Raw genomic sequence first — 24,592 nt, 5'->3', positions numbered from 1 at the left:
CATGGCGGGGAAAGTCTTTTTGGTAGGTGCGGGTCCTGGGGATGCAAGGCTGATTACGGTAAAAGGTTGGGAAAGCATAGGCAAGGCTGACGCCGTGGTTTATGATCGACTCGCGAGTCCGCGATTGTTGAAACTGATGAAACCCGGTGCGGTCAAAATTTATGTGGGGAAACGACCGGATCGACATACGATGAAACAGGAAGAGATTAACCAGCTACTTGTGGATTTGGCGCTTGAAGGCAAAGTGGTCGTGCGTTTGAAAGGCGGAGATCCGACCATATTCGGACGGGTAGGGGAAGAGGCAGAGTTGCTGCACAAAAACGGTATTCCGTTTGAGATTGTACCTGGAGTAACCGCAGCCATCAGCGTGCCGGCATATGCGGGTATTCCGGTGACGCACCGGGATTATGCTTCCTCCATCTCGATCATTACCGGACATGAAAGCCCGGACAAGCTGGATCGCAGTATTCAATGGGATAAAGTAACCAACGCTACGGGCACACTGGTGTTTATGATGGGGGTTGCCAAGATCGGCTATATTAGCGAACAGCTCATTCGTCATGGCCGTCCGGCTAGCACACCTGTGGCGCTTGTACGTTGGGGAACTCGGGCAGAACAGGATACCATCACGGGTACGCTGGAAGATATCGAAGCCAAAGTCATTGCGGCGAATTTTCAGCCACCAGCTGTCATCGTTGTTGGAGATGTGGTCAACCAGCGGGAGCAATTGAAATGGGCAGAGGTGCTGCCGCTGTTTGGCAAACGAATTCTGGTTACCCGTGCTCGCAGTCAGGCGAGTGAACTGGTGAATCGCATTGAAGAACTCGGTGGTGAACCCTATGAGTTCCCAGTCATTGAGACGGTTATGCCGTCCAGCGAATCCTCCAAACAAAGTGTCAAAGATGCACTACATGCGTTAAATACGTTTGATTGGGTCTTTTTCACAAGTGTCAATGGCGTGGAGTTTTTCTTCCGTCATCTGGAAAACGAAGGTAAGGACATTCGCTCGCTTCATCAGGCGAGAATTGCAGCAGTAGGACCATCTACGGCAGAAGCACTGCGCAAGCACGGTATTGCACCCGAAGTTGTCAAAGGGCCTTTTCAGGCAGAAGGCATGCTCGAAGCATTTGAAAGTGAGTTGAAGGCAGGCCAGAACGTGCTGATTCCACACGGTGATCTCGCACGGTCGTGGTTGCCGGAGCAATTGTCAGCACGCGGACTGCACGTTACCGAGGCGATCATCTATGACACCATTCTTGCAGGTGAGGATGATGATGAATTACTTAAGCTTCTTGAAGAGGGCGGTATTCATGCAGTGACCTTTACAAGCTCATCCACCGTGAAAAACTTCATGAAGATGCTGAAACGAATGGGTGTGGAAGATCCGTTGCCGTTGCTGAAGGGAGTAGAGGTTGCTTGTATTGGTCCGGTTACCGCGAAGACTGCGGAGGCTGCCGGACTGGAGGTTACTCTTATGGCGAAAGAAGCGACAATGACTAGCTTGATCGATGTTTTGTGTGAGTGGAAACGTGCTGGCAGTGTCGGTATTGTCAACAATTAAGTTGGACTAGCTTCGGCTGAACATATGAAGCGTGCTGAATTCGAGAAGAACCAGCGCGCTTCCCTTTTTACAAAATGAAATTCTAGGAGGTAAAAGATAGATGGGTTTTCCAATCGTACGTCATCGCCGTTTACGTCAATCGGCAGGTATTCGCAACATGGTAAGAGAGACACACTTGACTGTGGATGATTTTATTCAACCGATCTATGTCACATACGGTGAAAATGTAAAGTCCGAGATTAAATCGATGCCGGGTGTATTCCGTTTCTCGCTGGACCGTCTGCAGGAAGAAGTCACGGAAATCGCAGAGCTTGGCATTCCGGCTGTACTGCTGTTCGGGATTCCGGAAACAAAAGACAGTGTAGGTTCATCTGGTTTTGCAGAGGATGGCATTGTGCAGGAAGCGACGAGATTGATCAAATCCTGGTACCCCGAATTGCTGGTGATTGCAGACACTTGTCTATGTGAATTCACCGATCATGGTCACTGCGGAATGGTGCACACTACGGAGATTGATGGACATATCTGCGGCGATGTTCTGAATGACGAGTCCTTGGAACTGCTGGTGAAAACGGCCGTATCGCAAGCGAAGGCAGGCGCAGATATTATCGCACCGTCTAATATGATGGATGGATTTGTACAGGCTATTCGTGCAGGGCTGGATGAGAATGGATTTAATCATATTCCGATTATGTCTTATTCCGTCAAATACGCTTCAGCATTTTATGGCCCGTTCCGTGAAGCAGCAGATTCCACACCGCAATTCGGAGACCGGAAATCCTATCAGATGGACCCGGCGAATGCTCGAGAAGCGTTGCGCGAAGCGGAAACGGATGTGCTGGAGGGAGCGGACATGCTGATGGTGAAACCATCACTTTCCTATCTCGATATTATGCGTACCATCAAGGATCAGTTTGATCTTCCGCTCGTTGCTTATAATGTAAGCGGGGAGTATGCAATGGTGAAGGCGGCCGCAATTCAAGGATGGATTGATGAGAAAAAGGTGGCCATGGAAATCTTGCTCAGCATGAAACGTGCCGGGGCAGATATGATTATTACGTATTACGCCAAAGATGCATCAAGATGGCTGGCTGAAAAGTAAACCAATGACTACCAACGAGTAACCATATATGTTCTTTATCTATGCCAATAAAACCCATAGGCCTTGCTTTTTTAAGAGAGTGGTGCGGCAGACTATATAAGTTGAACAGATCATTTACACTGAAACGGAGAGGACAGAAAAAACCTGGAAAAGCGGAGCTGAAAGCTTTCTGAAAGAAAGCTACTTCGGAAGCATTGGCTCAGTCTTTATCACCGGATTTTCCCCTTATGAAAAATAAAATCAAAAAATCTGGGGATAACAGCGATTGTAAGGTTATTCTGTCATCGGAGTGTCTGTGTAAACATCTTTAGTTCAACTTATCTAGTCATTAAATGCATCAGTCTCTCTGCAAGCGAGGCCTTTACAATAAGGAGGATGTTCATTGACTGCACAACAAGGCAATCGTCGCAATGATGAGCGCTCACGCAGCGCATTTGAGGAAGCCAAGCAGTACATACCTGGAGGAGTGAATAGTCCGGTTCGGGCATTCAAATCTGTCGGACTCACACCGATCTATGTCGAACGCGGTGAGGGCTCCAAAATCTACGATATTGATGGCAATGTGTTCATTGATTACGTAGGTTCATGGGGCCCGCTGATTATGGGACATGCTCATCCTGAAGTTGTGGAAGCACTCCGGGAGACAGCTCTTAAGGGCACAAGTTTCGGTGCACCAACCCTGCTTGAGACAGAGATGGCAAAGCTGGTGTGCGAGCGTGTGCCTTCCATCGATATCGTGCGCATGGTGAATTCCGGTACGGAAGCAACGATGAGTGCCATTCGATTGGCGCGCGGGTCAACGGGACGTAGTAAAATTTTGAAATTTGAAGGTTCCTACCATGGCCATGCCGACAGTTTGCTGATCAAAGCTGGATCAGGGGTAGCCACCCTTGGACTGCCGGACAGTCCTGGAGTGCCCGAAGGTGTGGCCGTGAATACAATTACGGTTCCTTACAATGATTTGCAGTCCGTGCGTCTTGCCTTTGAACGATACGGAGAAGAAATTGCGGGTGTAATCGTGGAGCCAGTTGCTGGCAATATGGGTGTCGTACCTCCAGCTGCCGGTTTTCTGGAAGGATTGCGTAGTGTGACTACGGAGTATGGAAGCCTGCTCATCTTTGATGAGGTGATGACGGGTTTCCGTGTAGGACTTCACTGTGCACAAGGTCGTTTTGGCGTTACACCGGATTTAACGTGTCTGGGTAAAGTTATCGGCGGCGGTCTTCCTGTAGGAGCATATGGCGGTCGCCGGGATCTGATGGAACAGATTGCGCCGACAGGCCCAATCTATCAGGCGGGTACACTAAGTGGTAATCCGCTGGCTATGGCTGCAGGTTATACGACGTTGAAACTTTTGACACCGGAAGTTTATGATCGTTTGGAGATGTTGTCTGCACGTTTGCAGGCTGGATTCGAGAAAAATGCAACAGAAGCAGGTGTGGCGGTAACAATTAACCGTGTCGGTTCAATGGTGTGCCCATTCTTCAGTGCTGTACCGGTAACGAATTATGATATTGCCAAAGAAAGCAACCTGGATCAGTTCCGCCGTTATTTTGCAGCGATGATTGATCAAGGCGTTAGCGTGGCGCCGTCCCAGTATGAAGGGATGTTTGTGTCCGGTGTGCATACGGAGCAGGATATCGAGGATACCATTGAGGCCAACCGTAAGGCTTTGCAGTCGCTATGAGTATAAAAAGCTGGAAACGTCGCGGTCAATGGCTTGAGCTGATGCCAGGCAAGGCGGTGACTGGAAAAGAGGACAGACAAGCTGCTGCTGAACAGTGGCTCCTGTCTGAACTCAAGTTCCCGGAGAAGTTGCTGCGTCAGCTCAAGGCAACCCAGGGAGTACAGCTAGCAGGGGACCGGCTTCGGCTGGCCCTTTTTGCTGTGCAACCGCTGGGTGTGGAGACACGCTGGGCTGATCTGGATGTATTGTATGAGGATGATTTCTGTCTCGTCGTGCACAAACCGGCCGGTATGAAGCTTCATCCGGATGGAAGTCGTGAAGAACAGGTCGTTACGCTGGATCATGCGGTAGCTTCGTATTATGAGATCAATGGGATCGAGACCAGTGTACGTCATGTTCATCGTCTGGATGAAGATACGACCGGTCCTGTTTTATATGCCAAAAATGCTTTTGCGCTCGCGAAACTGGATGAAGCGATGCGTCTCAAAGCAATTGATCGTCAGTATGTTGCTATCACAGGCGGACAAGTACCCAGTGATCTCCGCAAGATTGATGCGCCGATTGGTAAGGACAGGCACCACAAGCAACGCAGACGTGTCTCCGAAGGAGGCCAGGATGCAATTACTCATGTGGACATCGTGCATGTATGGGAGAGGGCAACGCTGGTACGTCTGAAGCTGGAAACAGGGCGTACACATCAGATTCGCGTGCATCTCAGCTATGCTGGCTACCCTCTTGTCGGTGACAAACTGTACGGGGGGCGTTCGGACATCATAGGCAGGCAGGCATTGCATGGCGAAGTGCTGAGCTTTAACCATCCTTTAACCGGAGCCTTAATTGAAGTACAAGACCCCTGGCCAGCGGATTTTGAACAATTGGCAGCGAGGGAGAGTCATAGCGTAGAAGGACAGACCTGATTTACTGGGTCTGTTTTTTTGTTTTTGGCTTTCTAAGGTGTTTAAAAAGTGTAGCAAACAGAACGGGCTTTTTTAACAAAGGTGGCATGCCCACCCTAGTTCAGGCATATAGATGGGTAACGAAGGATTGGACCATGGATCAGTCCCATGAGAAGGATCATGGTGAACATATGCCGAAAGGAGGACGCCACCTTTGTTGAATCAACCATACGGTTTGCGGTTCGATATTTATGAGCGCGTTCATTTGTCTGAGGGAGTGCCTGCCATTGAGGAATTGGAGGAAATTGAACTCTATCCGCGTATTCAGGTGATTGGACAGGACGACCATGCCACCTTGAGGGGGCATCTGCTACTTACAGGAACATACCGGGGGGAGAGCGAGGATTCGGAGGAATTAAAGCATTTTATTCCAGTCGAAATTACCGTGCCATTGAACCGGGTTAGATCCATTGATGATATTTCAATCGAGATTGAAAATTTCGATGTAGACCTGTTATCTAGCCGAAGTCTGAACATTACAGGTGTATTGTCCCTGCGAGGGATTGAAGGTTTCCCGGTAGAAGAGCCACAAGTGTGGTCGGCAGATGAATTCACGGTTGTTCATTCCCCCGAGGCTCAGCCTGACAGCAGAGAGAACGAATTGAGTCAGACAGAGCAGTCCGAGCTGTTGGAGCTGTCGGAACAAGCCGGGTTGCGTAACGAAGAGCAAGAGCTGGCGAATGCGGCTGAGCTTGTTGCATATGGTTCTCCGGAATCTGCTGATTTGTTGCCAAGAATAGAACAGCAATCAGGGTATGAAGAACTATCGCAAGCCTACTGGAACCAGTCATCTGCCGAGCCACTACCATCTGATGTTGCTTCAACGGATGAATCGGATGAAAATAGATTGCCTGATTCAGATGAGGGGATTGTACCATCACAGGCATCACATGAAATGCATGAAGTCCCTTCTCCAATCTCGTCATTCATGGCTGAAACGGCTGACAGACTAGCTTCTTATCCTGAAGCGGAGCCATTGCTTCCGATAGAAGATGAAGCCTCAGCATGGTCTGAACCTTCGGTAAATAGTGTATCCGAAAATTCAGGATTATGGAGTTCAGAGGCTTCTGAGCAGGCGCGTTCTGAAGCAGCATGGAAACCTCTTGAAGAAACTACGCCTGAGGTATGGCACTTTGAAGAAGCGCGGTCAGGTGGTTCGCAAGGAGAGCAGTTCATTTCGAATGCTGTGGCACAGCCGCAGACAGAGAACTGGCAAGATGTATTTGCTGGATCTGAACCGGCTCAGCCCGAAGAAGATCGGCCTTCACTGGAAGTGGCAGAGGAAGCCTCGCTGTTACAGAATGAGGAATTCCTCCCTGAGGCAATAGCTGAGGCGGAAGACAAGCCAGAGCTTAAGGTTGCTTTTGGTAGCAAGAAAGAATCGTCACGAAGAGAAGAAGAAGGCGTGGGCATTTCTTCTCTGTTATCATCCGGCCGGGCAGTCCGTGGAGTTGAGGGTGAACGCAGTGAGGAGGTTTCAGATGGAGTTGTTTCGGAAGAGGATCGTCAGGCAGAAGATGTAGAATGGAAAAATCTGTTCCTGGGTACGATTGTGGATCAGACGCCATTCCGCAAAGTCAAGCTGTGCATCGTACAGCGCGAAGAAACACTCGATGCCATTGCAGACAGATATCAGCTTAGCACCAGGGAGCTTCAGTTATATAATCGATTAACTGAACAGGTTGTTGAAGAAGGACAGATTCTATATATTCCTTAGTCACTCGGTTCAGGATACCGTATCCTATAAAACAGCCCGTAATTCCTCATAGGAATTGCGGGTTGTACCTGTTTTTGAACATTTTGGTTGTCTAATAACCTCGTTCCGCTGTTGTCAGGTTGACTATCACGCACGAGCAAGGTATGATGTGTTTAGGATTTTTTGAATAATGACGTGGATCGGGAGTAGTAGACAGTATGACCTTTCAGAGAGTGGGATCGATGCGCTGTGAGATTCCGCAGGAACCAACTGATCGAAGTCGCCCGGGAGTTGCCTGTTTGAGTACTGGAGGTGGATGTAATACATTCATTAACCTCGGAGGTAGGATAGGCCGGTTGCAGCCGTTATCTGCTTGAAGTGTCACGCCGTCCGATTGAGAGCATGAACCATGATCTCTGTTATCAGCGTGAAACAAAGGTGGTACCGCGAAAGCTAACCTTTCGTCCTTTGATGGATGAAAGGTTTTTTTGTTTTTTTAGCGATGAAGATGACGTAACGGAGGAATGAAACATGTCTGAACAAAAAAAAGCAACAACTGAAATGCCGACGACTTACGACCCGAAGGCGGCAGAAGATAAATGGTACTCCACCTGGACGGAGCGCGGGTATTTCCAAGCGGGTAAACGCAAGGATGCCGAGCCATATACCATTGTAATTCCACCTCCGAACGTAACGGGGATGCTTCACATCGGTCATGCACTTGACTTTACCCTACAGGATATCCTTATTCGTACAAAACGGATGCAGGGATATGACGCACTTTGGTTGCCAGGTTCCGACCACGCAGGTATTGCGACCCAGACGAAAGTGGAACAGAAGCTGCGTGAAGATGGATTAACGCGTTATGATCTGGGACGTGAGAAGTTTCTGGAGAAAGTCTGGGATTGGAAAGACCAGTACGCTACAACCATTCGTCAGCAATGGGGCAAAATGGGTCTGTCTCTCGACTACTCCCGTGAACGTTTTACGCTGGATGAAGGTCTATCCAAAGCGGTGCGTAAAGTATTTGTGCAGTTATATGAGAAAGGACTTATTTATCGCGGTAAACGTATCATTAACTGGGATCCGGTGAATCGTACTGCGCTCTCGGATATTGAGGTTGAATATAAGGAAGTTCAGGGTCATCTCTATCATCTGCGTTATCCGCTCAAAGACGGGAGTGGTCACATTACTGTGGCAACGACACGTCCGGAAACGATGCTGGGTGATTCTGCTGTTGCCGTTCATCCTAAAGATGAACGTTATGCAGACATGATCGGTAAAACACTCGTATTGCCTATCATCGGTCGTGAGATTCCAGTCATTGCGGATGACTACGTAGACAAAGAGTTCGGTAGCGGTGCAGTGAAAATCACACCTGCGCATGATCCGAATGACTTTGAAGTAGGTTTACGTCATGACTTGCCTCAAATTACCGTTATGGATGAAAGTGGAACAATGAATGCGGAAGCTGGCAAATATCAGGGGCTGGATCGTAGCGAATGCCGCAAACAGATCGTGGCTGATCTGAAAGAACAAGGTGTCCTGATTAATATTGAAGATCATATGCACCAGGTTGGACACAGTGAGCGCACCGGAGCAGTAGTGGAGCCTTACTTGTCCACACAATGGTTCGTAGAGATGAAACCACTCGCGGAGAGAGCAATCAAAAAGCAGCAAAGCGGCGAAGGGGTTAACTTTGTTCCGGATCGTTTTGAGAAAACGTATCTGAACTGGATTGAAAACGTTCGTGACTGGTGTATTTCCCGTCAACTGTGGTGGGGACATCGTATTCCTGCTTGGTACGACGAAGAAACAGGTGAAGTGATTGTATCCGCAGAAGATCCAACAACATTGCCTGAATATGCAGGGCGCAAGTTGAAACAGGATGAGGACGTTCTGGATACGTGGTTTAGCTCGGCACTATGGCCGTTCTCTACATTGGGCTGGCCTGAAAATACAGATGATCTGAAGCGTTATTATCCAACAAATGTACTCGTTACAGGTTATGACATCATTTATTTCTGGGTGGCGCGTATGATTTTCACTGCCCTGGAATTTACGGATGAAATTCCGTTCAAGGATGTACTGATGCATGGTCTTGTACGTGACGCTGATGGACGTAAGATGTCCAAGTCTCTTGGGAACGGTGTAGACCCGCTGGATGTTATCGAGAAGTACGGTGCAGATGCGATGCGTTACATGATCTCGACCAGCAGTACTCCGGGACAGGATTTGCGTTTCCGCTGGGAGCGGGTCGAGCAGGCTCGTAACTTCGCCAACAAAATCTGGAATGCTTCCCGCTTTGCGTTGATGAATCTGGAAGGTTTCACTTATGAAGATCGTGACATCAGCGGTGAGCTCGGAACAGCGGATTATTGGATTTTGCACCGCCTCAACGAAACTTCCCGAGATATTACGCGTCTAATCGATGCGTATGAGTTTGGGGAAACAGGGCGTGTATTGTACAACTTTATCTGGGATGATCTGTGTGACTGGTACATCGAATTCGCCAAGCTGTCATTCTACGGAGAAGATCCGGTTGCGAAAAAGAAAACACAATCGGTGCTGGCCTACGTGCTGGATCAGACCATGCGCCTGATTCATCCGTTTATGCCATACATCTCTGAAGAGATCTGGCAACATCTGCCTCATGAGGGAGAGACCATTACACTTGCTTCCTGGCCAGTATACGACCCTGCGCTGGAGAATCCGGGAGCTGTTGCGGAGATGAACTTGCTGATGGATACCATTCGTGCTGTTCGGAACATCCGTGCCGAAGTGAATGTGCCGATGAGCAAAAAGATCGAATTAATGGTCAAAGCGAACAGTGAGGAAGCATCTAGTATTATCGAACGCAACAGTCATTACATCAAACGCTTCTGTAATACATCCGAATTCGAGAGCGGATTGGATCTGAGTTCACCAGACAAAGCCATGACAGCGATCATCACGGGAGCGGAATTGTACTTGCCGCTCGCAGGTCTGATTGATATTGAGCAGGAAGTAGCTCGTCTGGAGAAAGAACTTCAGAACCTTGAAGGTGAAGTACTCCGTGTGGAGAAAAAACTGGCGAATGAGGGATTCGTAGCGAAGGCTCCTGCTAAAGTTATCGAGGAAGAACGCGCCAAACAAGCGGATTATTCGGATAAACGGGATAAAGTCATCGCACGAATCAAAGAGCTCAAAGGTTAATATCAAAAAGGGTCGGATGGAACGCTTTTGGCGCCATCCGGCTGCTTTTTTCAATCTTCAATCAAACAGGGAACTGAAGGTGAATCAGATGACGGAATTAAACGGGACAGATAAAGCTACTCCTTTACAGACGTATGACGAGGCCGTGGATTGGATCAATGGCCTTATTCCTTTTGGTATCAGGCCTGGGCTTGAACGTATTGAAAGCCTGATGTCACAGCTTGGCAATCCGCACCAACGGCTCAAATTCATTCATGTCGCGGGAACGAACGGTAAAGGTTCGACTTGCGCTTTTTTGACGTCAGTACTGCTTCAAGCGGGATATGACGTTGGAACGTTTACATCACCTTATATCACCAAGTTTACAAACCGTTTTCAATATAACGGTGAAGACATCCCAGAAGAGACATTGTTAAAGCTGTCGAATCGTTTGCTTCCTCTCGTAAAAGAAATGGCGTCAACACCGCTCGGCTCACCGACGATGTTTGAAGTATCGACGGCACTGGCACTGCTATATTACGCGGAAGAGTGTTACCCCGATATTGTAGTATGGGAGACTGGGCTTGGGGGAAGGATGGACGTAACGAATATTGTTACTCCCGTTGTGTCCGTCATCACCAATATCGGTATGGATCATACGGATATCCTTGGAGATACCGTTGAGCAGATTGCACATGAAAAGGCGGGCATCATTAAGCCGGGTGTACCCGTTGTAACCTGTGCCGTACAACCTGAAGCCGTAAAGGTCATTCAGGAGAGAGCGAAGCGATTGCGATCAACGGTGTACTTGGCTGGGGACCAATTTTCATACCAAAGGCTTGAAAGTAGCAAGGATGGACAAACGCTTCAGTTCTCCGGTCCATTCCGTGATCTGAATATTCACATTCGTATGCAAGGTGTATATCAATGTGATAATGCTGTTGCTGCATTAATGTCTCTTGAATTACTAAGACAATATATGGCATTTATGCTGGATGAAGACAATATTAAACTTGGTTTTGAGAATGCCTTCTGGGCGGGAAGATTTGAGAAAGTCAGTGACAATCCACTGATTGTACTCGATGGAGCGCATAATCCTGAAGGGGCAGAATCGCTTGCCAAGAGCATTATCGACGGTTATCCTCAAAAAAAGTTAATTTTGATGATGGGTATGCTGGCGAATAAGCATCACGAAGCATATTTGCAGCATATACTGCCACTAGTGGATACGCTGATCCTGACCGAGCCAGATTTCCGCCGTAAAATGGCTGCAACCGAATTGTTGCAGATTGTCGAACGGGTACGTCCCGCCATTGCGAAGCAGGAACTGGATATCATCGTCGAGCCGAACTGGGCAAAGGCACTTGATCTATTGAAGTCACGGACGGAAGCGGAGGATCTGGGGGTGGTTTCCGGCACGCTTTATCTGATTGCGGACGTGCGGGCGGCCCTTTTGCATCAAACCGATTCTGAAAAAGGTTGGTGAAAGTTTTGTTAAACACATCGGAACATGTTCATTTTATAGGGATTGGCGGTTATGGCATGAGTGCCATCGCCCGGGTTATGCTGGAGATGGGATATACCGTTACCGGATCGGATGTCGCTTCACAGGAGTTGACAGAGAAGTTGGCAGCCAAAGGGGCGAAAATATATATTGGACATACCGCGGAGCATGTGAACGGAGCGGATCTTGTCGTTTATTCTACAGCAGCTCCTGCGGATAATGTGGAACGTGTAGCTGCGGAGCAGCTAAACATACCTATCCTTCATCGCGCTCAAATGCTGGCACGTTTGTTAAACGAGCGCAAAGGCGTGGCCGTTGCAGGTGCGCATGGCAAAACGACAACTTCTTCCATGATCGCACTGGTTATGGAGCAATGTGAAATAGATCCTACCTATATTATAGGTGGAGAAATCATGAATTTGGGAACCAATGCCAAAGCAGGTCAAGGCGAGTGGGTTGTCGCGGAAGCGGACGAGAGCGATGGCTCTTTTTTACAGTACCATCCTTGGCTTGGCATCGTAACGAACATTGAAGCTGACCATCTAGAGAATTATAACAGTGACTTCGAGGAACTAAAGAAAGCTTATGTACAGTTCCTCAGTCAGATTCGTCCAGAGGGCACAGCCATTGTATGCGCTGATGATGAAAATGTGCAGGCTATTTTGCCGCATCTCAAGTCTCGCATTACAACTTACGGCATCGAGCAGGTTGCTGATTACACAGCAACAGATATCGTTCTCGGGGATCGCCGTATCTCGTTCACCATGAATCATCGAGGTACAGCGATGGGAACAGTGGAGTTGTCAGTACCTGGTAAACACAACGTCTACAATGCGATGGCTACGGTTATTACTTGTCTTGAAGCAGGCATTCCGTTTGAGAAGATTACAGCAGCGATCGTGCAATTCCATGGGGCGAAACGCAGATTTCAGGTGTTGGGTGAGGCGCGTGATATGCTCATTATCGACGATTACGCTCACCACCCTACAGAAATTGAAGCTACAATCAGTGCGGCGAAAGCGACAGGTAAACGGATTATTGCTGTATTTCAGCCTCAGCGTTATACAAGGACATTTTTCCTGCTGGATGCGTTCAGCCGGGCTTTTGCCGAGGCGGATGAGGTGCTGATTACCGATATCTATTCTCCTGCCGGTGAAAAGCAGATTGAAGGTGTCCACTCCGCAAGACTCGTTGAACTGATCGTACAGAACAGCAATGCATCAGCAAGATACCTGCCGACCAAAGAGGAAGTTGTGGCTGATCTAGAGCCGCGGCTACAGCCAGGAGATCTTGTGCTTACGATGGGCGCAGGGGATATTTGGAAAGTGGGCGATATACTCGCCAAAGGTTTGAAATAATTTTGTGATTTCAAAATGATGCAAGTTGAACTTAGGGATCAACAAATTGGGGAACAATCGCTACTATTCTTGTGATTTCTCATCGGAGTATATGTTCCATGGACCTTTTGATCAACGGGTACCGTACTTAAAACGTCTGTCTTCTTCATGGAGCCAGGCGTTTTTGGCTTGGGATTCATATGATTAGAAAGTCTGAAGATTTAATCATTCCGTGGAATGTTATCCTCCATCTCAACATATAGATGATATAAATGGGACAAAGGAGAGGGTACGGGTGAGCAACGCCAGAATGACGTTTCGCTTCGGAGATCAGGAGTCGGACAAGCTGGAAAAGCAGGGGATGACGGCATCCAGTACACTGGTCACAATGAACGAAAATTTGCCTAATACAGTACAGTCGTTGCCGAAGCCTGAACCAGACACAAACAACACCTCTGGTTCATCAATGGCAGTAGAGGACATGCCTATGGATTGGGGAGGGACGATTCTGGCAGATGCTTCCCGTTCACCCCATACAAACTACGCCTCAGATCGGAATATGCAGGATGATAAATATGAATTTGATTCGGAAAGAAGTCAAGATCTGGATCAGGGCCATAACTGGATGGTTGAATCGGAGAACTATTCATATAAACGAAATCGTCCTCCCAGAGGCTGGAAGATGATCGGCTCTGTTTCAGGGGCATTAGTAACCGGAGCTCTGTTCGGTATGGTTATTTTGTCCCTTTTTAACAAGGAGAACGTGGTAAAACCGGATGAAATGCTACCTGTGAATCAGAGTGTTTCTACTGTGTCAGGTCAGGACGGAGTTGCTGGAACTGCAGGGCAACTTGAAGTATCATCTGCAGGTGGTACATACTATGCCCTGCAATACGGGGTATTCAGTTCCCCGGAACGAGCGGAGCAAGCGAAGCTTGAACTCACCCAAACGGGCTTGGCTGCGAGTTCGGACCCTGAAGATGGCAATCGCGTATATGCCGGCATCTCAGCGGATCGTGAGGAGGCCAAGCTCCTCAGTACCAGACTAAAGTCTCAGGGAGTGGAATTATATGTCAAAGAGATCGTCAATCCGGCGGTGGATCCGGCGATCTTTGGTAATAAGCAGGAGGACGTTGCTCTTTTCTTCAAAAACAGCTCCGCGCTTGTCGATCAGTTATCAACACTCTCGATCCAGCAATTGGGTCAGTCAGTACAAGCAGCCATTTCACCAGAGATGATGGAAGCACTACAGACGCAGCATCAAACGTGGTTGACCGGCATAAAAAGCCTTGCGCCTGGAATGGCGGTAGACGTTCAACCGGTTGTGACCAGCATGGAGAAATCGATGAACAGTGCGATAACAGCCATTGCAGAGTATAATAAAAATCCGGACGCTGTTCACATGTGGGCGGTACAGTCAGATTTGATGGAGTATGTGCTCCAACAGAAAAAGTGGCTTGAGTCTATAAAGCAATAAAGCTCCTATTCCCATAACAACGCCTCAAAACTCCTATCCGGCAAGGAACTGGAAATAGTTCCCCCTGCCGGATTTGTGTTTGTATTGACGTACAAAACCCCGTATAATAATGTGGGTGTCAAAAAATGGCGAGGGAAGATTAACCGATGAAAAAAAACTTCGGCGTGTTATTATTGTTTCTGCTGCTTGGCTGGATGGCCGGAGCGTGGATCGCCAAGGCACTGCAGCCTGTTAAAGCTGTAGCCTTTTTAACCAAGGTCACGACGATTCGCTGGTCGCCCCAGGCTGATCTCGATATTTTCAGTTATGACCTTTCATTTCAATTTCAAATGAGCCTCCTGAGTCTGATTGGTATTATTGCGGCTGTGTGGCTGTATCGCAGACTGTAGGAGAATGACGAATGTTGACCAAAAAAATAAACTAGTGACATCTATTATTGTGATTCGGACAGATGTTGCCGTAGTATAAGGAGCCGTTAATGTCGAATAACACAGAACAGCGCCCGATTATTCTGGCCTCCACATCGCCGCGGCGCAAGGAACTGATCGCGTCACTCCATTTAGCGTTTGAAGTTATACCGAGTTATGCCGATGAGAATACACCATCAGACTGGACCCCAGAACAGACCGTGCAAGAATTGGCTCTTCGCAAGGCGCTTGCTGTGTATCGTGGACTGGAAGGTAGCAGTAAGGATGCCATTATCGTCGGCAGTGATACCGTTGTTGTGCTTGACAATGAGATTCTGGGCAAGCCTGTGGATGAGTCTGATGCTGAGCAGATGTTGTCACGTCTGCAAGGACGGGAACATCGTGTGTTTACGGGTGTTGCTTGTATCGATGCAGCTACCGGACATTCGGTGGTGCATTATCGTCAGACGGATGTAACGATGAAGGAACTGTCTGAAGCTACGATTCGTGCGTACGTGAAGACGGGAGAACCTTCAGACAAAGCAGGGTCATATGCTATTCAAGGCATTGGCGCTTCACTGATCGACCGCATTGAAGGATGTTATTTTAATGTGGTAGGCTTGCCACTATCTCTGCTCAGTGACATGCTGGAGGGATTTGGCGTGTACGTGTTGCCACAAACATAATCAAAACGGATGCTGTGAAAAGAGGGAACGTATGGAGTCGCCTCAATACATGATGCGCGACATCCCCCAGGAAGATCGCCCGAGAGAACGCATGATGGAATATGGGGCGGGCGCCTTGAGTCATACCGAATTGCTTGCTATATTACTTCGAACAGGAACGAGAAAGGAATCCGCCATGCATATGGCACAGCGGATACTGAATCAAGCAGGTGGCATCCGTTCGTTGATGGATCTGAGCCTTGAAGAGATGACAGCTATGAAGGGCATTGGACAAGCCAAAGCGGTTCAGCTTAAAGCAGGTATTGAACTGGGCCATCGGATTGCCAAGAGTCGGCTTGCTCCATCGACATCGATCCGTACACCGCGTGATGCTGCGGATATTCTAATGGAACAACTGCGTTATTTGCAGAAAGAACATTTTGTGTGTCTTTTTTTGAATAGCAAAAATCATATCATAGCTCAGGAAACACTCTCCATGGGCAGCCTGAATGCTTCAATTGTACATCCGCGTGAAGTATTTCGTGCCGCCATCAAATGTAGCAGTGCCTCAATTGTGTGCGCACATAACCATCCCAGCGGTGATCCAACGCCTAGTCCGGAAGATATTCAGATAACCAAAAGACTGATTGAAGCCGGCGCAATCGTGGGCATTGACGTTCTGGACCACCTTGTTATTGGTGATGGAACATACGTAAGTTTGAAGGAGAAGGGCTTGGTATAATATAATGGTTGGCGTTGATGTTTTCCTATGAATGATAACGGACGTGTCCGTCAAAGATAGGTTCACTTTACTTTGCAGATTCAGATTCAAAATACTACATGCGAATATTAGCTCCACGGTTTCGTGGGAATGAAAGTTATGCTCTTGTAATGAAACAGGAGCAGCAATATGAGGCAGAAAAGGAGAATACGTCATGTTTGGTGGTTTTACGAAAGATTTGGGTATTGATTTGGGGACAGCGAATACGCTGGTTTATGTACGTGGAAAAGGAATTGTGGTGCGCGAGCCTTCGGTTGTCGCACTGCGTACGGATACAAAAAGTATCGAGGCTGTGGGTGAGTCCGCTAAAAAAATGATTGGACGTACACCTGGCAATATCCGCGCTATTCGTCCAATGAAAGATGGCGTAATTGCTGACTTCGATACTACTGCAACGATGATCAAATACTTTATTCGTCAGGCACAGAAGCAACGCTCTATGTTTCAGCGTCATCCTAACGTGATGGTATGTGTACCATCCGGAATTACGGCCGTGGAACAACGTGCAGTTGAAGATGCGACCAAACAGGCAGGAGCACGTGAGGCTTACACGATCGAAGAACCATTTGCAGCCGCTATTGGTGCAGATCTGCCCGTATGGGAACCGACAGGCAGTATGGTCGTTGATATTGGTGGCGGTACAACTGAAGTGGCAGTCATTTCTCTAGGTGGTATCGTAACCAGCCGTTCGGTGCGTGTAGCAGGTGACGAGATGGATGAATCCGTGATTCAGTACATCAAACGCCAATACAATCTGATGATCGGTGAACGTACATCCGAACAGTTGAAGATGGATATCGGTTCAGCTATGCCGCTGGAACAAGTGGAAACGATGGAAATTCGCGGACGTGATCTGGTAACAGGTCTGCCGAAGACGATTACCATTACTTCTGATGAGATCAGCGAAGCTCTGGCAGACACCGTGAATGCTATTGTTGAAGCGGTAAAAGTAACACTTGAGAAGTGCCCTCCTGAGCTTGCAGCAGACATTATGGATCGGGGAATTGTCCTGACAGGCGGCGGAGCTCTGCTTCGCAATCTGGATAAGCTGCTGGCTGGAGAGACAGGAATGCCTGTCATTGTTGCGGAGAATCCGCTAGATTGCGTAGCGATCGGCACAGGTAAAGCACTGGAAAATATTCATATGTTCAAGAGCAGAAGCAGTTCAGCAGTTCGTTCCAAGCGTTAATGGATTGCTTGCCGTCTGATCCTTGATTGGGCGGCAACACTTCAATGTAGAGTACCCGGATATCCCGGGAGAGCTATAACCCGCTTAACAGGGGAGGATCGATTGATATTCTCGCAGGGACTTCAGGTCTGATATCTCCCCGCCGGGCTGGGCTCGGAAGAGAATAATGGATGTTAGAGGGTGTTGGAACTGTTTAAACTGCTTGGCAACAAAAGACTTTTTGTTTTGCTGGTGGGCCTTGTTACATTTATCGCGCTGATGGGCTTTACGCTTAGTCCGCGAGCCAATTTATCCTGGCCGGAGAAATTCCTCAAGGATTCAGTTGGATTTGTACAATACGTATTTTACAAGCCCGCTTCTTATGTAGCGGGCTTTTTCAAAGATGTAGCGAACATGCGTGCGGTATACGAGGAAAATGAAGAGCTTCGCATCGCGATGGGACACTATACGCGTGACCGATTGAAATACAATGACTTAGAGCAAAAAAACAAGCAACTCGAGCAAGCGCTCAATTTTACAAAAGAACAACAGAATCGATACAACTATGGTTCTCGAATTGCCCAAGTAATAAGTGCCAATTCCGATCCAAACAGTAGAACGATTAACATAGACATCGGGGAGAATGCAGGCATCAAACCAGGTATGGCTGTTACATCACAGGAAGGTTTGGTTGGGGTGATCAGCCATGTCAGTTCGTATACATCAACGGTGAACTTGCTAACTTCAATGGATGCTAATGACCCAACATCGAATGCGATTGCGGCTACGGCTGTAGGCAAAGAGAAAGTGTTTGGTATGATCGAGAGTTATGATCCGAAGAGCGGTATGTTAAAGATGACCAAGATTGCAGAGGATTCCAATATCGCAAAAGGTGATGAAATTATCTCATCTGGTATCATCAACAATTTTCCAAAGTACATGCGTATTGGAGAAGTGAAAAGCGTCGAGAAGAGCGAATACGGTTTAACACAGACGGCTACAATTAAACCCTATGCCAACTTCCTCGATTGGAAAGAACTGATTGTGATCATTCCGCCTGAGGTTAAACAATAATGGTTACGCGCAAACAGGTTCTGTTTCTGTTACTGTTCATTCTGTTCATTGCTGAAGATACGATTCTGCCGCAGATCATTCCTTCAGCCTGGCAAATGCGTATATCAGCCAACCTGGTTTATATCGTTATTTTATTTTTTGCTGTGTATTATCACAGGCATACAGCCCTTGTGCTCGGCATATTATTTGGACTCTTGCATGATGTCGTCTTCTACGGGGAGATGATTGGCCCTTACGGATTCTCCATGGGATTATCTGCTTATATGATGGGACTTATATTTCAAGCACCGCGTGCACCGATGCCCATCATGGTTTCAGTTGTCCTGCTTGGAAGTTTGCTGAATGATACGATGTTATTTTTCTTATACAAGCTCTTCCAGCTCAATCATGTGACCTTTGACTGGGCACTGATTGAATACATGATCCCTAATCTGTTTGTTCACTTTGTGTTTACCCTGATCATTTATGTGCCTCTACGCAAACAGCTGGAGAAGATCGGCACACCTAAAAGTAAAGCAGATGAAGCTTCCTGATGACATTTATGGAGCGAGAAGCAGGAACTTGGGAACCGGGGCACGAAATGTAATGAGATGGGAGGGACAGGCTTATGACGGTAAAATCGAATCACGTAACGATTAAAGGCATCCGAGACGGCTTGGTTTTCCTGTTGGACGATCAATGTGAATTCGAGGAATTGCTCTATGAGCTCCGCTATAAGCTGGAACACAGCCATCAAAACATTTTGACCGGACCGATTGTTCATGTGGATATCAAGCTTGGAGCGCGAGAAATTACGGAAGATCAGAAAGAAGAGATTCTGGATATATTGAAGCAAAAAGGGAATCTACTGATCCGATCCTTTGACTCGCCTGCACTTGTACAGGAGGTCAAAGGTCCCCCGCCGATTGTGACGATGTGCGGCATGGTACGATCAGGTCAGGTGCTTCATCATGAGGGGAATCTCCTGTTTCTCGGAGATATCAATCCAGGGGGCACGGTGACGTGTACTGGGGATATATATGTTTTGGGTTCACTCAGAGGTATGGCTCATGCTGGAATCAGCGGGGACGAAGAGGCTATTATCGCAGCATCGGTATTTGCGCCAACACAGTTGCGTATTGCTGATGTAATCAGTCGTCCTCCAGATGAATGGGAGAGTCATGAAACCGGAATGGAATTTGCTTATTTGCAGGACAATCAGATGCAGATCGACAAGATGAGCAATATCGTTCGGTTGCGCCGAGATTTTAATGTGTTTAAAGGAGTGTAGCTCATGGGAGAGGCGATCGTGATCACTTCGGGTAAAGGCGGCGTGGGTAAGACGACCACCTCGGCAAACATCGGGACAGCCCTGGCGCTGCTAGGCAAAAAGGTTTGTTTGGTCGATACCGATATCGGCCTTCGTAATCTGGATGTTGTGATGGGACTCGAGAACCGCATTATTTACGATCTGTGCGATGTTGCGGACGGCCGTTGCCGTTTGAATCAGGCTTTGGTAAAAGACAAGCGTTTCGAAGAATTATACATGTTGCCTGCAGCGCAGACGAGAGACAAAAACTCTGTATCGCCAGAACAGGTGAAAGATATCATCCTGGAACTCAAAAAAGATTTTGAATACGTCATTATTGACTGCCCGGCAGGGATTGAGCAGGGATTCAAAAATGCGGTAGCAGGAGCAGATCAGGCCATCGTGGTCACTACACCGGAAAATGCAGCAGTGCGTGATGCGGACCGTGTCATCGGCTTGCTGGAGAGTTCACACATTCAGTCTCCTAAGCTGGTAGTGAACCGGATTCGCAACAATATGGTGAAGTCAGGTGACATGCTTGATATCGATGGTATTTTACAAGTACTTAACATCGACCTGATTGGCATCGTGCCAGATGATGAACTTGTCATCAAGGCTGCCAATTCTGGCGAACCTACAGTGATGAACCCAGATTCACTTGCAGCCATTGCTTATCGCAATATTGCAAGACGAATTTTGGGGGATACCGTGCCATTAATGCAGATGGAGCAGAAGAAGGGCGCATTTTCCCGTTTCAAGAAATTTTTCGGGATGGGTTAAAGGGTATGTAGAGCGTGAAATAAATTTCGTTAAATTGAACTTCAAGTAACAGCCGGGGCAGCGTGTCCGGCTGTTTTTTTTGTGTATGCCTCGTTTACTCACTGCTCACAGGCATTGCTTTGCTTTATTACGTGTAATTACGTGGTCAGCTATTTGGTAAACTGCCGTAGTGACACTCCCACACACAACATTCGTAATTTAAAGCTAAAGCTTATTTTCGGTTCAGTTAGTATGGAGGCTTGTTCATATTCTTTGCTGTTGATTCATAGGATGTAGTAAACAAGCCTCGGCGGGAGGACATGGCATGAATACAAAACGGAGAATCAAACAGAGACGAGAAGAGCGGATACGGCGGCTTATGGATGGGGCAGTGCATGAAGTGTTGCAAGAACAAAAGCCGGTTTTTCGATGGGATCGTGGAAGAGAAAGCGATCAGGGCAGTGAAAGAGAGAGAAACGCAGACATAAGCATAGACGGAAGTAAAGATCAAGGTAGAAATAGCGAGTATGATGAAACGAACCGGCAGAAGCCGTTTGTTTTTGTAGAGGAACCAGCGGAAAGAGACCCGGAATGGTTGTGGAAGAAGGAAAATGGACATTTCGGCCCTACAGGGCGTTCTGGTTTTAATTTGATTCGATCGTTCCTACGGCGTACGGTAGTCAGTGCAGTACTATTTGCAGGCGTGTGGGGACTGTTTCAATTAAATGCATCATGGACGATAGCACCTAAAACTGTTATTGCTGAAGTACTTCATAACGACATGGATTTTGCTGCGGCTACGGCATGGTATGAACGGAATTTCGGTGGGACACCTTCTTTCCTGCCGGTACTTGGACATACCACTGATGTAGTAAACGGCTCAGGAATCCGGCAGCTTCTCGGTAAACCAATTTCAGGTACGGTCGTTCAGCCATTTGCTTTAAGTATGAAGGGAATTGAGATTGTTCCAGATGCCGCTACTACAGGAGGGCTCGTGCAAGTCGTCAGCTCAGGTGCCGGGCGTGTGCTTGAGGTTCTGGGGGATGCAACCAGCGGGTATACCGTCGTTATCCAGCACGCTGGTAAGGTGACCGCCATATACGGCCGGATGAACGAGAGTGACGTTCAGGTGAATGATTGGGTCGAAGCGGGGAATGTGGTGGGACGCTTAAAGGGTGGAAGCACGGATCAGCCTGCTACGCTTTATTTTGCGATAAAAGAAGGAGAAGAGTACGTAGACCCTGCGGAAGTCGTTGCCCTTGATTAGGGTGTGGGGAGTGCGAATCTCGCTTCATCCGTTTTTTGTCATCATCATGATGACCTCCCTGCTAACTGGACATTTTATCGAACTGATCACGCTGTTTGCCATCGTATTTATTCATGAATGCGGACATGCTGCCGCGGCGGCCCTTCTGGGCTGCCGTGTATTGTCTATACAGATGCTTCCCTTTGGGGGAGTGGCTGTTATTGAAGATGGAGGCAAACTGACGGCTTACCGCGAGATTGTCATTGCCTTGGCTGGACCGTTGCAGAACATTCTGATGGTTGGCATAGTACTGCTTCTAAGCCGATTTCAGTTGGGGGACCCACTGTTTCTGGATTATATCATCCAAGCCAACCTGCTCATTGCTTTGTTTAATCTGTTGCCAGTACTGCCTTTGGACGGGGGAAAGATCGTTCAGGCGATTGTCAGCCTGTGGGCTCCTTACTATACTACACTCATGTGGACTTATCGCATCAGTATCCTGTGTAGCGCAGGGGTTATTTTGGTTGCGATTAGCCGGTGGCTTTCCGGCGATTACGGGCTACCGTTGAACCTTTTATTAATAGGCCTTTTTTTGTTTTACTCCAATTTTACCGATTATCGGAACGTGCCTTATCGTTTTATCCGTTTTCTGATGAACCGGGAAGCTGTTTTTGTCCGGTATGCAACTACAGGTGGCTTGGCCCAACCGATAATCTCGTTCCCAGCGAAACCTTTGGACACTATTTTGCGTCTATTAAAAAGGGAACAGTACCATATGGTATACGTGATGAATAAGCAGGGACGTATCCTGGCGGTTTTGCCTGAACAGAGAGTGATTGGCTCGTACTTTCAACAAAATACCGACAAATTGTGAAGCCTACTGATGAACCTGCTCTCAAACGGGGTAATACATTTATGATCGTTATTGCCTATAATATGAAATGGATGTGGATAAATTGAAGGGTCTTCTAGAGGTGAAGCCATGAAACAAATGATTGTACATAATGAACATAACCTCATGCAAATGGCGCTTCTGGAAGAAGGCAAAGCTGTGGAGTTCACGGCAGAGCGTACACGCGAGCGCGGGTTGCTAGGTTCCTTTTTCAAGGGACGGGTAGTGAATGTGTTACCGGGTATGCAGGCTGCCTTTGTGGATATTGGTCAGAGAAAGAATGCGTTTCTGTATGTGGATGATGTGCTCCACCCCCATCTGGAGAAGCAACCTAAAATAAAACCTTCCATCTCGGAGTTGCTGCGTCCGGGTCAGGAATTAATTGTACAGGTTCTGAAGGAACCGGTAGGAAGCAAAGGAGCCCGGGTGACGACTCATTATTCACTTCCGGGCCGCTGGCTTGTCTACATGCCTGTAGCGGGTTATGTGGCTGTTTCCAAAAAGATTGCCCGGGAGGGGGATCGTTCCCGCCTCAAAGGGATGGGAGAGCGGTTGCTTCGGGACGAAGAAGGGCTGATTATTCGTACCGTATCTGCGGAAGAAGCGAATGAGGCGATTCAGACTGATTTGGAGGCATTACGAGCTCAGTGGCTTCTGATTCGAGAAAAAGCAGACAGTTTGCCTTCTCCAAGCTTGTTGCACCAAGACCAAAGCATGATTCAGCGAGTGATTAGAGATGTGTATACTCCTGGTAGTGACGAGGTGATCACGGATAGTGAAGGACAGGCTCGCGTAATACGGACGTTGCTTGAAGAGATCTGTCCAGGGCATGAGCCTCGAGTTCAGGTGTATTCCGGAACGGAATCTATCTTTGATGCTTACGGTGTACAGGAACAGCTGAACAAAGATTTTGCCCGCAAAGTTTGGCTACCCGGAGGTGGGTATATCGTTATTGATCATACCGAAGCGCTGACCGTGATTGATGTGAATACAGGCAAGTATACCGGAGCAGGTGGAGATAGTCTGGAAGAGACGGTAACCGAAACCAACATGCAGGCTGCAGTGGAGATTGCTCGGTTAATGCGACTACGGGACATTGGCGGCATGATTATCGTTGACTTCATCGATATGGAAGAGGCATCGAATCGGCATGATGTAGCGTCTGTGCTGGAGCAGGAGCTACGTAAGGATCGGACCAAAGCTTTTGTAATGGGATGGACGAAACTCGGGTTGCTTGAACTGACTCGCAAAAAAGTAAGAGAAGAAAGTACCTTGCCCTACGTGGAAGCTTGTTCTTCCTGTCATGGCACGGGGAAAAGATATATTTCACCTTTGCATTGATTTTTAATATACTGCGTGATATAATCATCAAGTATGTGTTTAAGCCTATTGGTCTTGCACATGCTGTAACCGCACTGACCAGGTTTAAGAACAGTTCCGCAAGGTACTGTCACCTGAGAACGGGCGAGTCTGAGACATGAGGAGGTGCAAGGCAAATGTACGCAATTATTGAAACAGGCGGCAAACAGTACAAAGTCCAAGAGGGCGATGTTCTGTTCATCGAGAAATTGAATGCGAACGACGGCGAAAGCGTAACGTTCGACCGTGTCCTGGCTGTATCTAACGATCAAGGTTTGACAGCAGGTACACCATTGGTTTCCGGAGCTACTGTAACGGCTAAGGTTGAGAAACATGGCAAAGGTCAAAAGGTTGTTGTATACAAATACAAACCGAAAAAGAACTACCATGTGAAGCAAGGTCACCGTCAACCGTACACTAAAGTAACTATCGAAAAAATCAAAGCGTAAGAAGGTGCGA

21 protein-coding genes and 2 other annotated features are annotated in these 24,592 nt (G+C 47.8%); all 21 genes read left to right on the top strand.

Features of this window, described 5'->3' with window-relative positions; translation table 11 throughout:
* The first annotated feature begins 1 nt into the window (after position 1).
* The 21 genes from cobA to rplU all read left to right on the top strand — a co-directional run bounded on the left by cobA (position 2) and on the right by rplU (position 24,582).
* Complete coding sequence (cobA, locus tag ACT89M_RS22420; protein ID WP_090919126.1) at positions 2-1,561, top strand: uroporphyrinogen-III C-methyltransferase; 1,560 nt, start codon at positions 2-4, stop codon at positions 1,559-1,561.
* A 100-nt stretch (positions 1,562-1,661) separates the two neighbouring features.
* A complete protein-coding gene (gene hemB / locus ACT89M_RS22415) occupies positions 1,662-2,663 on the top strand; it encodes a porphobilinogen synthase (RefSeq protein WP_090919123.1) in 1,002 nt (333 codons plus the stop codon).
* A 382-nt stretch (positions 2,664-3,045) separates the two neighbouring features.
* A complete protein-coding gene (hemL, locus tag ACT89M_RS22410) occupies positions 3,046-4,350 on the top strand; it encodes a glutamate-1-semialdehyde 2,1-aminomutase (protein WP_154890970.1) in 1,305 nt (434 codons plus the stop codon).
* Positions 4,347-5,267 (top strand): RluA family pseudouridine synthase, encoded by a 921-nt coding sequence (locus ACT89M_RS22405; RefSeq protein ID WP_154890969.1) that lies wholly within the window; start codon positions 4,347-4,349, stop codon positions 5,265-5,267. Before hemL ends, ACT89M_RS22405 begins: the two co-directional genes overlap by 4 nt.
* A 193-nt stretch (positions 5,268-5,460) precedes the next feature.
* Positions 5,461-7,023, top strand: coding sequence for a LysM peptidoglycan-binding domain-containing protein (locus ACT89M_RS22400; protein WP_308723112.1), 1,563 nt, complete (start codon positions 5,461-5,463; stop codon positions 7,021-7,023).
* Positions 7,024-7,189: 166 nt separating this feature from the next.
* Positions 7,190-7,474: a binding site (T-box leader), on the top strand.
* A gap of 59 nt (positions 7,475-7,533) precedes the next feature.
* The gene (locus ACT89M_RS22395) at positions 7,534-10,197 is read left to right on the top strand and encodes a valine--tRNA ligase (protein ID WP_154890967.1); all 2,664 of its coding nucleotides are present in this window, start codon (positions 7,534-7,536) and stop codon (positions 10,195-10,197) included.
* A gap of 88 nt (positions 10,198-10,285) precedes the next feature.
* The gene (locus ACT89M_RS22390) at positions 10,286-11,662 is read left to right on the top strand and encodes a bifunctional folylpolyglutamate synthase/dihydrofolate synthase (protein ID WP_308723113.1); all 1,377 of its coding nucleotides are present in this window, start codon (positions 10,286-10,288) and stop codon (positions 11,660-11,662) included.
* Between the two features lie 56 nt (positions 11,663-11,718).
* Positions 11,719-13,038, top strand: a complete 1,320-nt coding sequence (gene murC / locus ACT89M_RS22385; protein ID WP_244159299.1) for a UDP-N-acetylmuramate--L-alanine ligase — start codon at positions 11,719-11,721, stop codon at positions 13,036-13,038.
* Positions 13,039-13,312: 274 nt separating this feature from the next.
* Positions 13,313-14,494 (top strand): SPOR domain-containing protein, encoded by a 1,182-nt coding sequence (locus ACT89M_RS22380; protein WP_154890966.1) that lies wholly within the window; start codon positions 13,313-13,315, stop codon positions 14,492-14,494.
* A 146-nt stretch (positions 14,495-14,640) separates the two neighbouring features.
* Entirely contained in the window at positions 14,641-14,883 is a 243-nt protein-coding gene (locus tag ACT89M_RS22375) for a DUF4321 domain-containing protein (RefSeq protein ID WP_090919108.1), read from the top strand.
* 89 nt (positions 14,884-14,972) lie between these two features.
* On the top strand, positions 14,973-15,587 hold the full coding sequence (locus tag ACT89M_RS22370) for a Maf family protein (RefSeq protein WP_123064555.1): 615 nt from the start codon (positions 14,973-14,975) through the stop codon (positions 15,585-15,587).
* A 31-nt stretch (positions 15,588-15,618) separates the two neighbouring features.
* Complete coding sequence (radC, locus tag ACT89M_RS22365) at positions 15,619-16,308, top strand: RadC family protein (protein WP_154890965.1); 690 nt, start codon at positions 15,619-15,621, stop codon at positions 16,306-16,308.
* Between the two features lie 193 nt (positions 16,309-16,501).
* The gene (locus tag ACT89M_RS22360) at positions 16,502-17,536 is read left to right on the top strand and encodes a rod shape-determining protein (protein ID WP_090919103.1); all 1,035 of its coding nucleotides are present in this window, start codon (positions 16,502-16,504) and stop codon (positions 17,534-17,536) included.
* Between the two features lie 180 nt (positions 17,537-17,716).
* Positions 17,717-18,589, top strand: a complete 873-nt coding sequence (mreC, locus tag ACT89M_RS22355) for a rod shape-determining protein MreC (protein ID WP_090919101.1) — start codon at positions 17,717-17,719, stop codon at positions 18,587-18,589.
* Positions 18,589-19,122: a rod shape-determining protein MreD gene (locus ACT89M_RS22350; RefSeq protein ID WP_090919098.1), complete on the top strand. Its 534-nt coding sequence runs from the start codon at positions 18,589-18,591 to the stop codon at positions 19,120-19,122. Before mreC ends, ACT89M_RS22350 begins: the two co-directional genes overlap by 1 nt.
* Before the next feature lie 74 nt (positions 19,123-19,196).
* Positions 19,197-19,859 (top strand): septum site-determining protein MinC, encoded by a 663-nt coding sequence (minC, locus tag ACT89M_RS22345; RefSeq protein ID WP_090919095.1) that lies wholly within the window; start codon positions 19,197-19,199, stop codon positions 19,857-19,859.
* A 3-nt stretch (positions 19,860-19,862) separates the two neighbouring features.
* On the top strand, positions 19,863-20,657 hold the full coding sequence (minD, locus tag ACT89M_RS22340; protein ID WP_090919093.1) for a septum site-determining protein MinD: 795 nt from the start codon (positions 19,863-19,865) through the stop codon (positions 20,655-20,657).
* Between the two features lie 304 nt (positions 20,658-20,961).
* A complete protein-coding gene (locus ACT89M_RS22335; protein ID WP_154890964.1) occupies positions 20,962-21,903 on the top strand; it encodes a M23 family metallopeptidase in 942 nt (313 codons plus the stop codon).
* Positions 21,896-22,756 (top strand): M50 family metallopeptidase, encoded by an 861-nt coding sequence (locus tag ACT89M_RS22330; RefSeq protein ID WP_154890963.1) that lies wholly within the window; start codon positions 21,896-21,898, stop codon positions 22,754-22,756. The genes ACT89M_RS22335 and ACT89M_RS22330 overlap by 8 nt, the downstream gene beginning before the upstream one ends.
* Before the next feature lie 108 nt (positions 22,757-22,864).
* Positions 22,865-24,115, top strand: coding sequence for an Rne/Rng family ribonuclease (locus ACT89M_RS22325; protein WP_090919087.1), 1,251 nt, complete (start codon positions 22,865-22,867; stop codon positions 24,113-24,115).
* 57 nt (positions 24,116-24,172) lie between these two features.
* Positions 24,173-24,256: a sequence feature (ribosomal protein L21 leader region), on the top strand.
* A gap of 14 nt (positions 24,257-24,270) precedes the next feature.
* Entirely contained in the window at positions 24,271-24,582 is a 312-nt protein-coding gene (rplU, locus tag ACT89M_RS22320; protein WP_090919085.1) for a 50S ribosomal protein L21, read from the top strand.
* The last annotated feature ends 10 nt before the right edge of the window (positions 24,583-24,592 follow it).

Source organism: Paenibacillus sp. NN59 (genome assembly GCF_057597225.1).
This window is presented reverse-complemented; position numbering and strand designations above follow the sequence as displayed.

What these genes read in the sequence shown, in the direction of transcription:
- cobA (WP_090919126.1), top strand. Translation starts at nt 2, where the DNA reads ATGGCGGGGAAAGTCTTTTTGGTAGGTGCGGGTCCTGGGGATGCAAGG.
- hemB (WP_090919123.1), top strand. Translation starts at nt 1,662, where the DNA reads ATGGGTTTTCCAATCGTACGTCATCGCCGTTTACGTCAATCGGCAGGT.
- ACT89M_RS22405 (WP_154890969.1), top strand. Translation starts at nt 4,347, where the DNA reads ATGAGTATAAAAAGCTGGAAACGTCGCGGTCAATGGCTTGAGCTGATG.
- ACT89M_RS22395 (WP_154890967.1), top strand. Translation starts at nt 7,534, where the DNA reads ATGTCTGAACAAAAAAAAGCAACAACTGAAATGCCGACGACTTACGAC.
- ACT89M_RS22390 (WP_308723113.1), top strand. Translation starts at nt 10,286, where the DNA reads ATGACGGAATTAAACGGGACAGATAAAGCTACTCCTTTACAGACGTAT.
- murC (WP_244159299.1), top strand. Translation starts at nt 11,719, where the DNA reads ATGAGTGCCATCGCCCGGGTTATGCTGGAGATGGGATATACCGTTACC.
- ACT89M_RS22375 (WP_090919108.1), top strand. Translation starts at nt 14,641, where the DNA reads ATGAAAAAAAACTTCGGCGTGTTATTATTGTTTCTGCTGCTTGGCTGG.
- ACT89M_RS22370 (WP_123064555.1), top strand. Translation starts at nt 14,973, where the DNA reads ATGTCGAATAACACAGAACAGCGCCCGATTATTCTGGCCTCCACATCG.
- radC (WP_154890965.1), top strand. Translation starts at nt 15,619, where the DNA reads ATGGAGTCGCCTCAATACATGATGCGCGACATCCCCCAGGAAGATCGC.
- ACT89M_RS22360 (WP_090919103.1), top strand. Translation starts at nt 16,502, where the DNA reads ATGTTTGGTGGTTTTACGAAAGATTTGGGTATTGATTTGGGGACAGCG.
- ACT89M_RS22350 (WP_090919098.1), top strand. Translation starts at nt 18,589, where the DNA reads ATGGTTACGCGCAAACAGGTTCTGTTTCTGTTACTGTTCATTCTGTTC.
- minC (WP_090919095.1), top strand. Translation starts at nt 19,197, where the DNA reads ATGACGGTAAAATCGAATCACGTAACGATTAAAGGCATCCGAGACGGC.
- minD (WP_090919093.1), top strand. Translation starts at nt 19,863, where the DNA reads ATGGGAGAGGCGATCGTGATCACTTCGGGTAAAGGCGGCGTGGGTAAG.
- ACT89M_RS22335 (WP_154890964.1), top strand. Translation starts at nt 20,962, where the DNA reads ATGAATACAAAACGGAGAATCAAACAGAGACGAGAAGAGCGGATACGG.
- ACT89M_RS22325 (WP_090919087.1), top strand. Translation starts at nt 22,865, where the DNA reads ATGAAACAAATGATTGTACATAATGAACATAACCTCATGCAAATGGCG.
- rplU (WP_090919085.1), top strand. Translation starts at nt 24,271, where the DNA reads ATGTACGCAATTATTGAAACAGGCGGCAAACAGTACAAAGTCCAAGAG.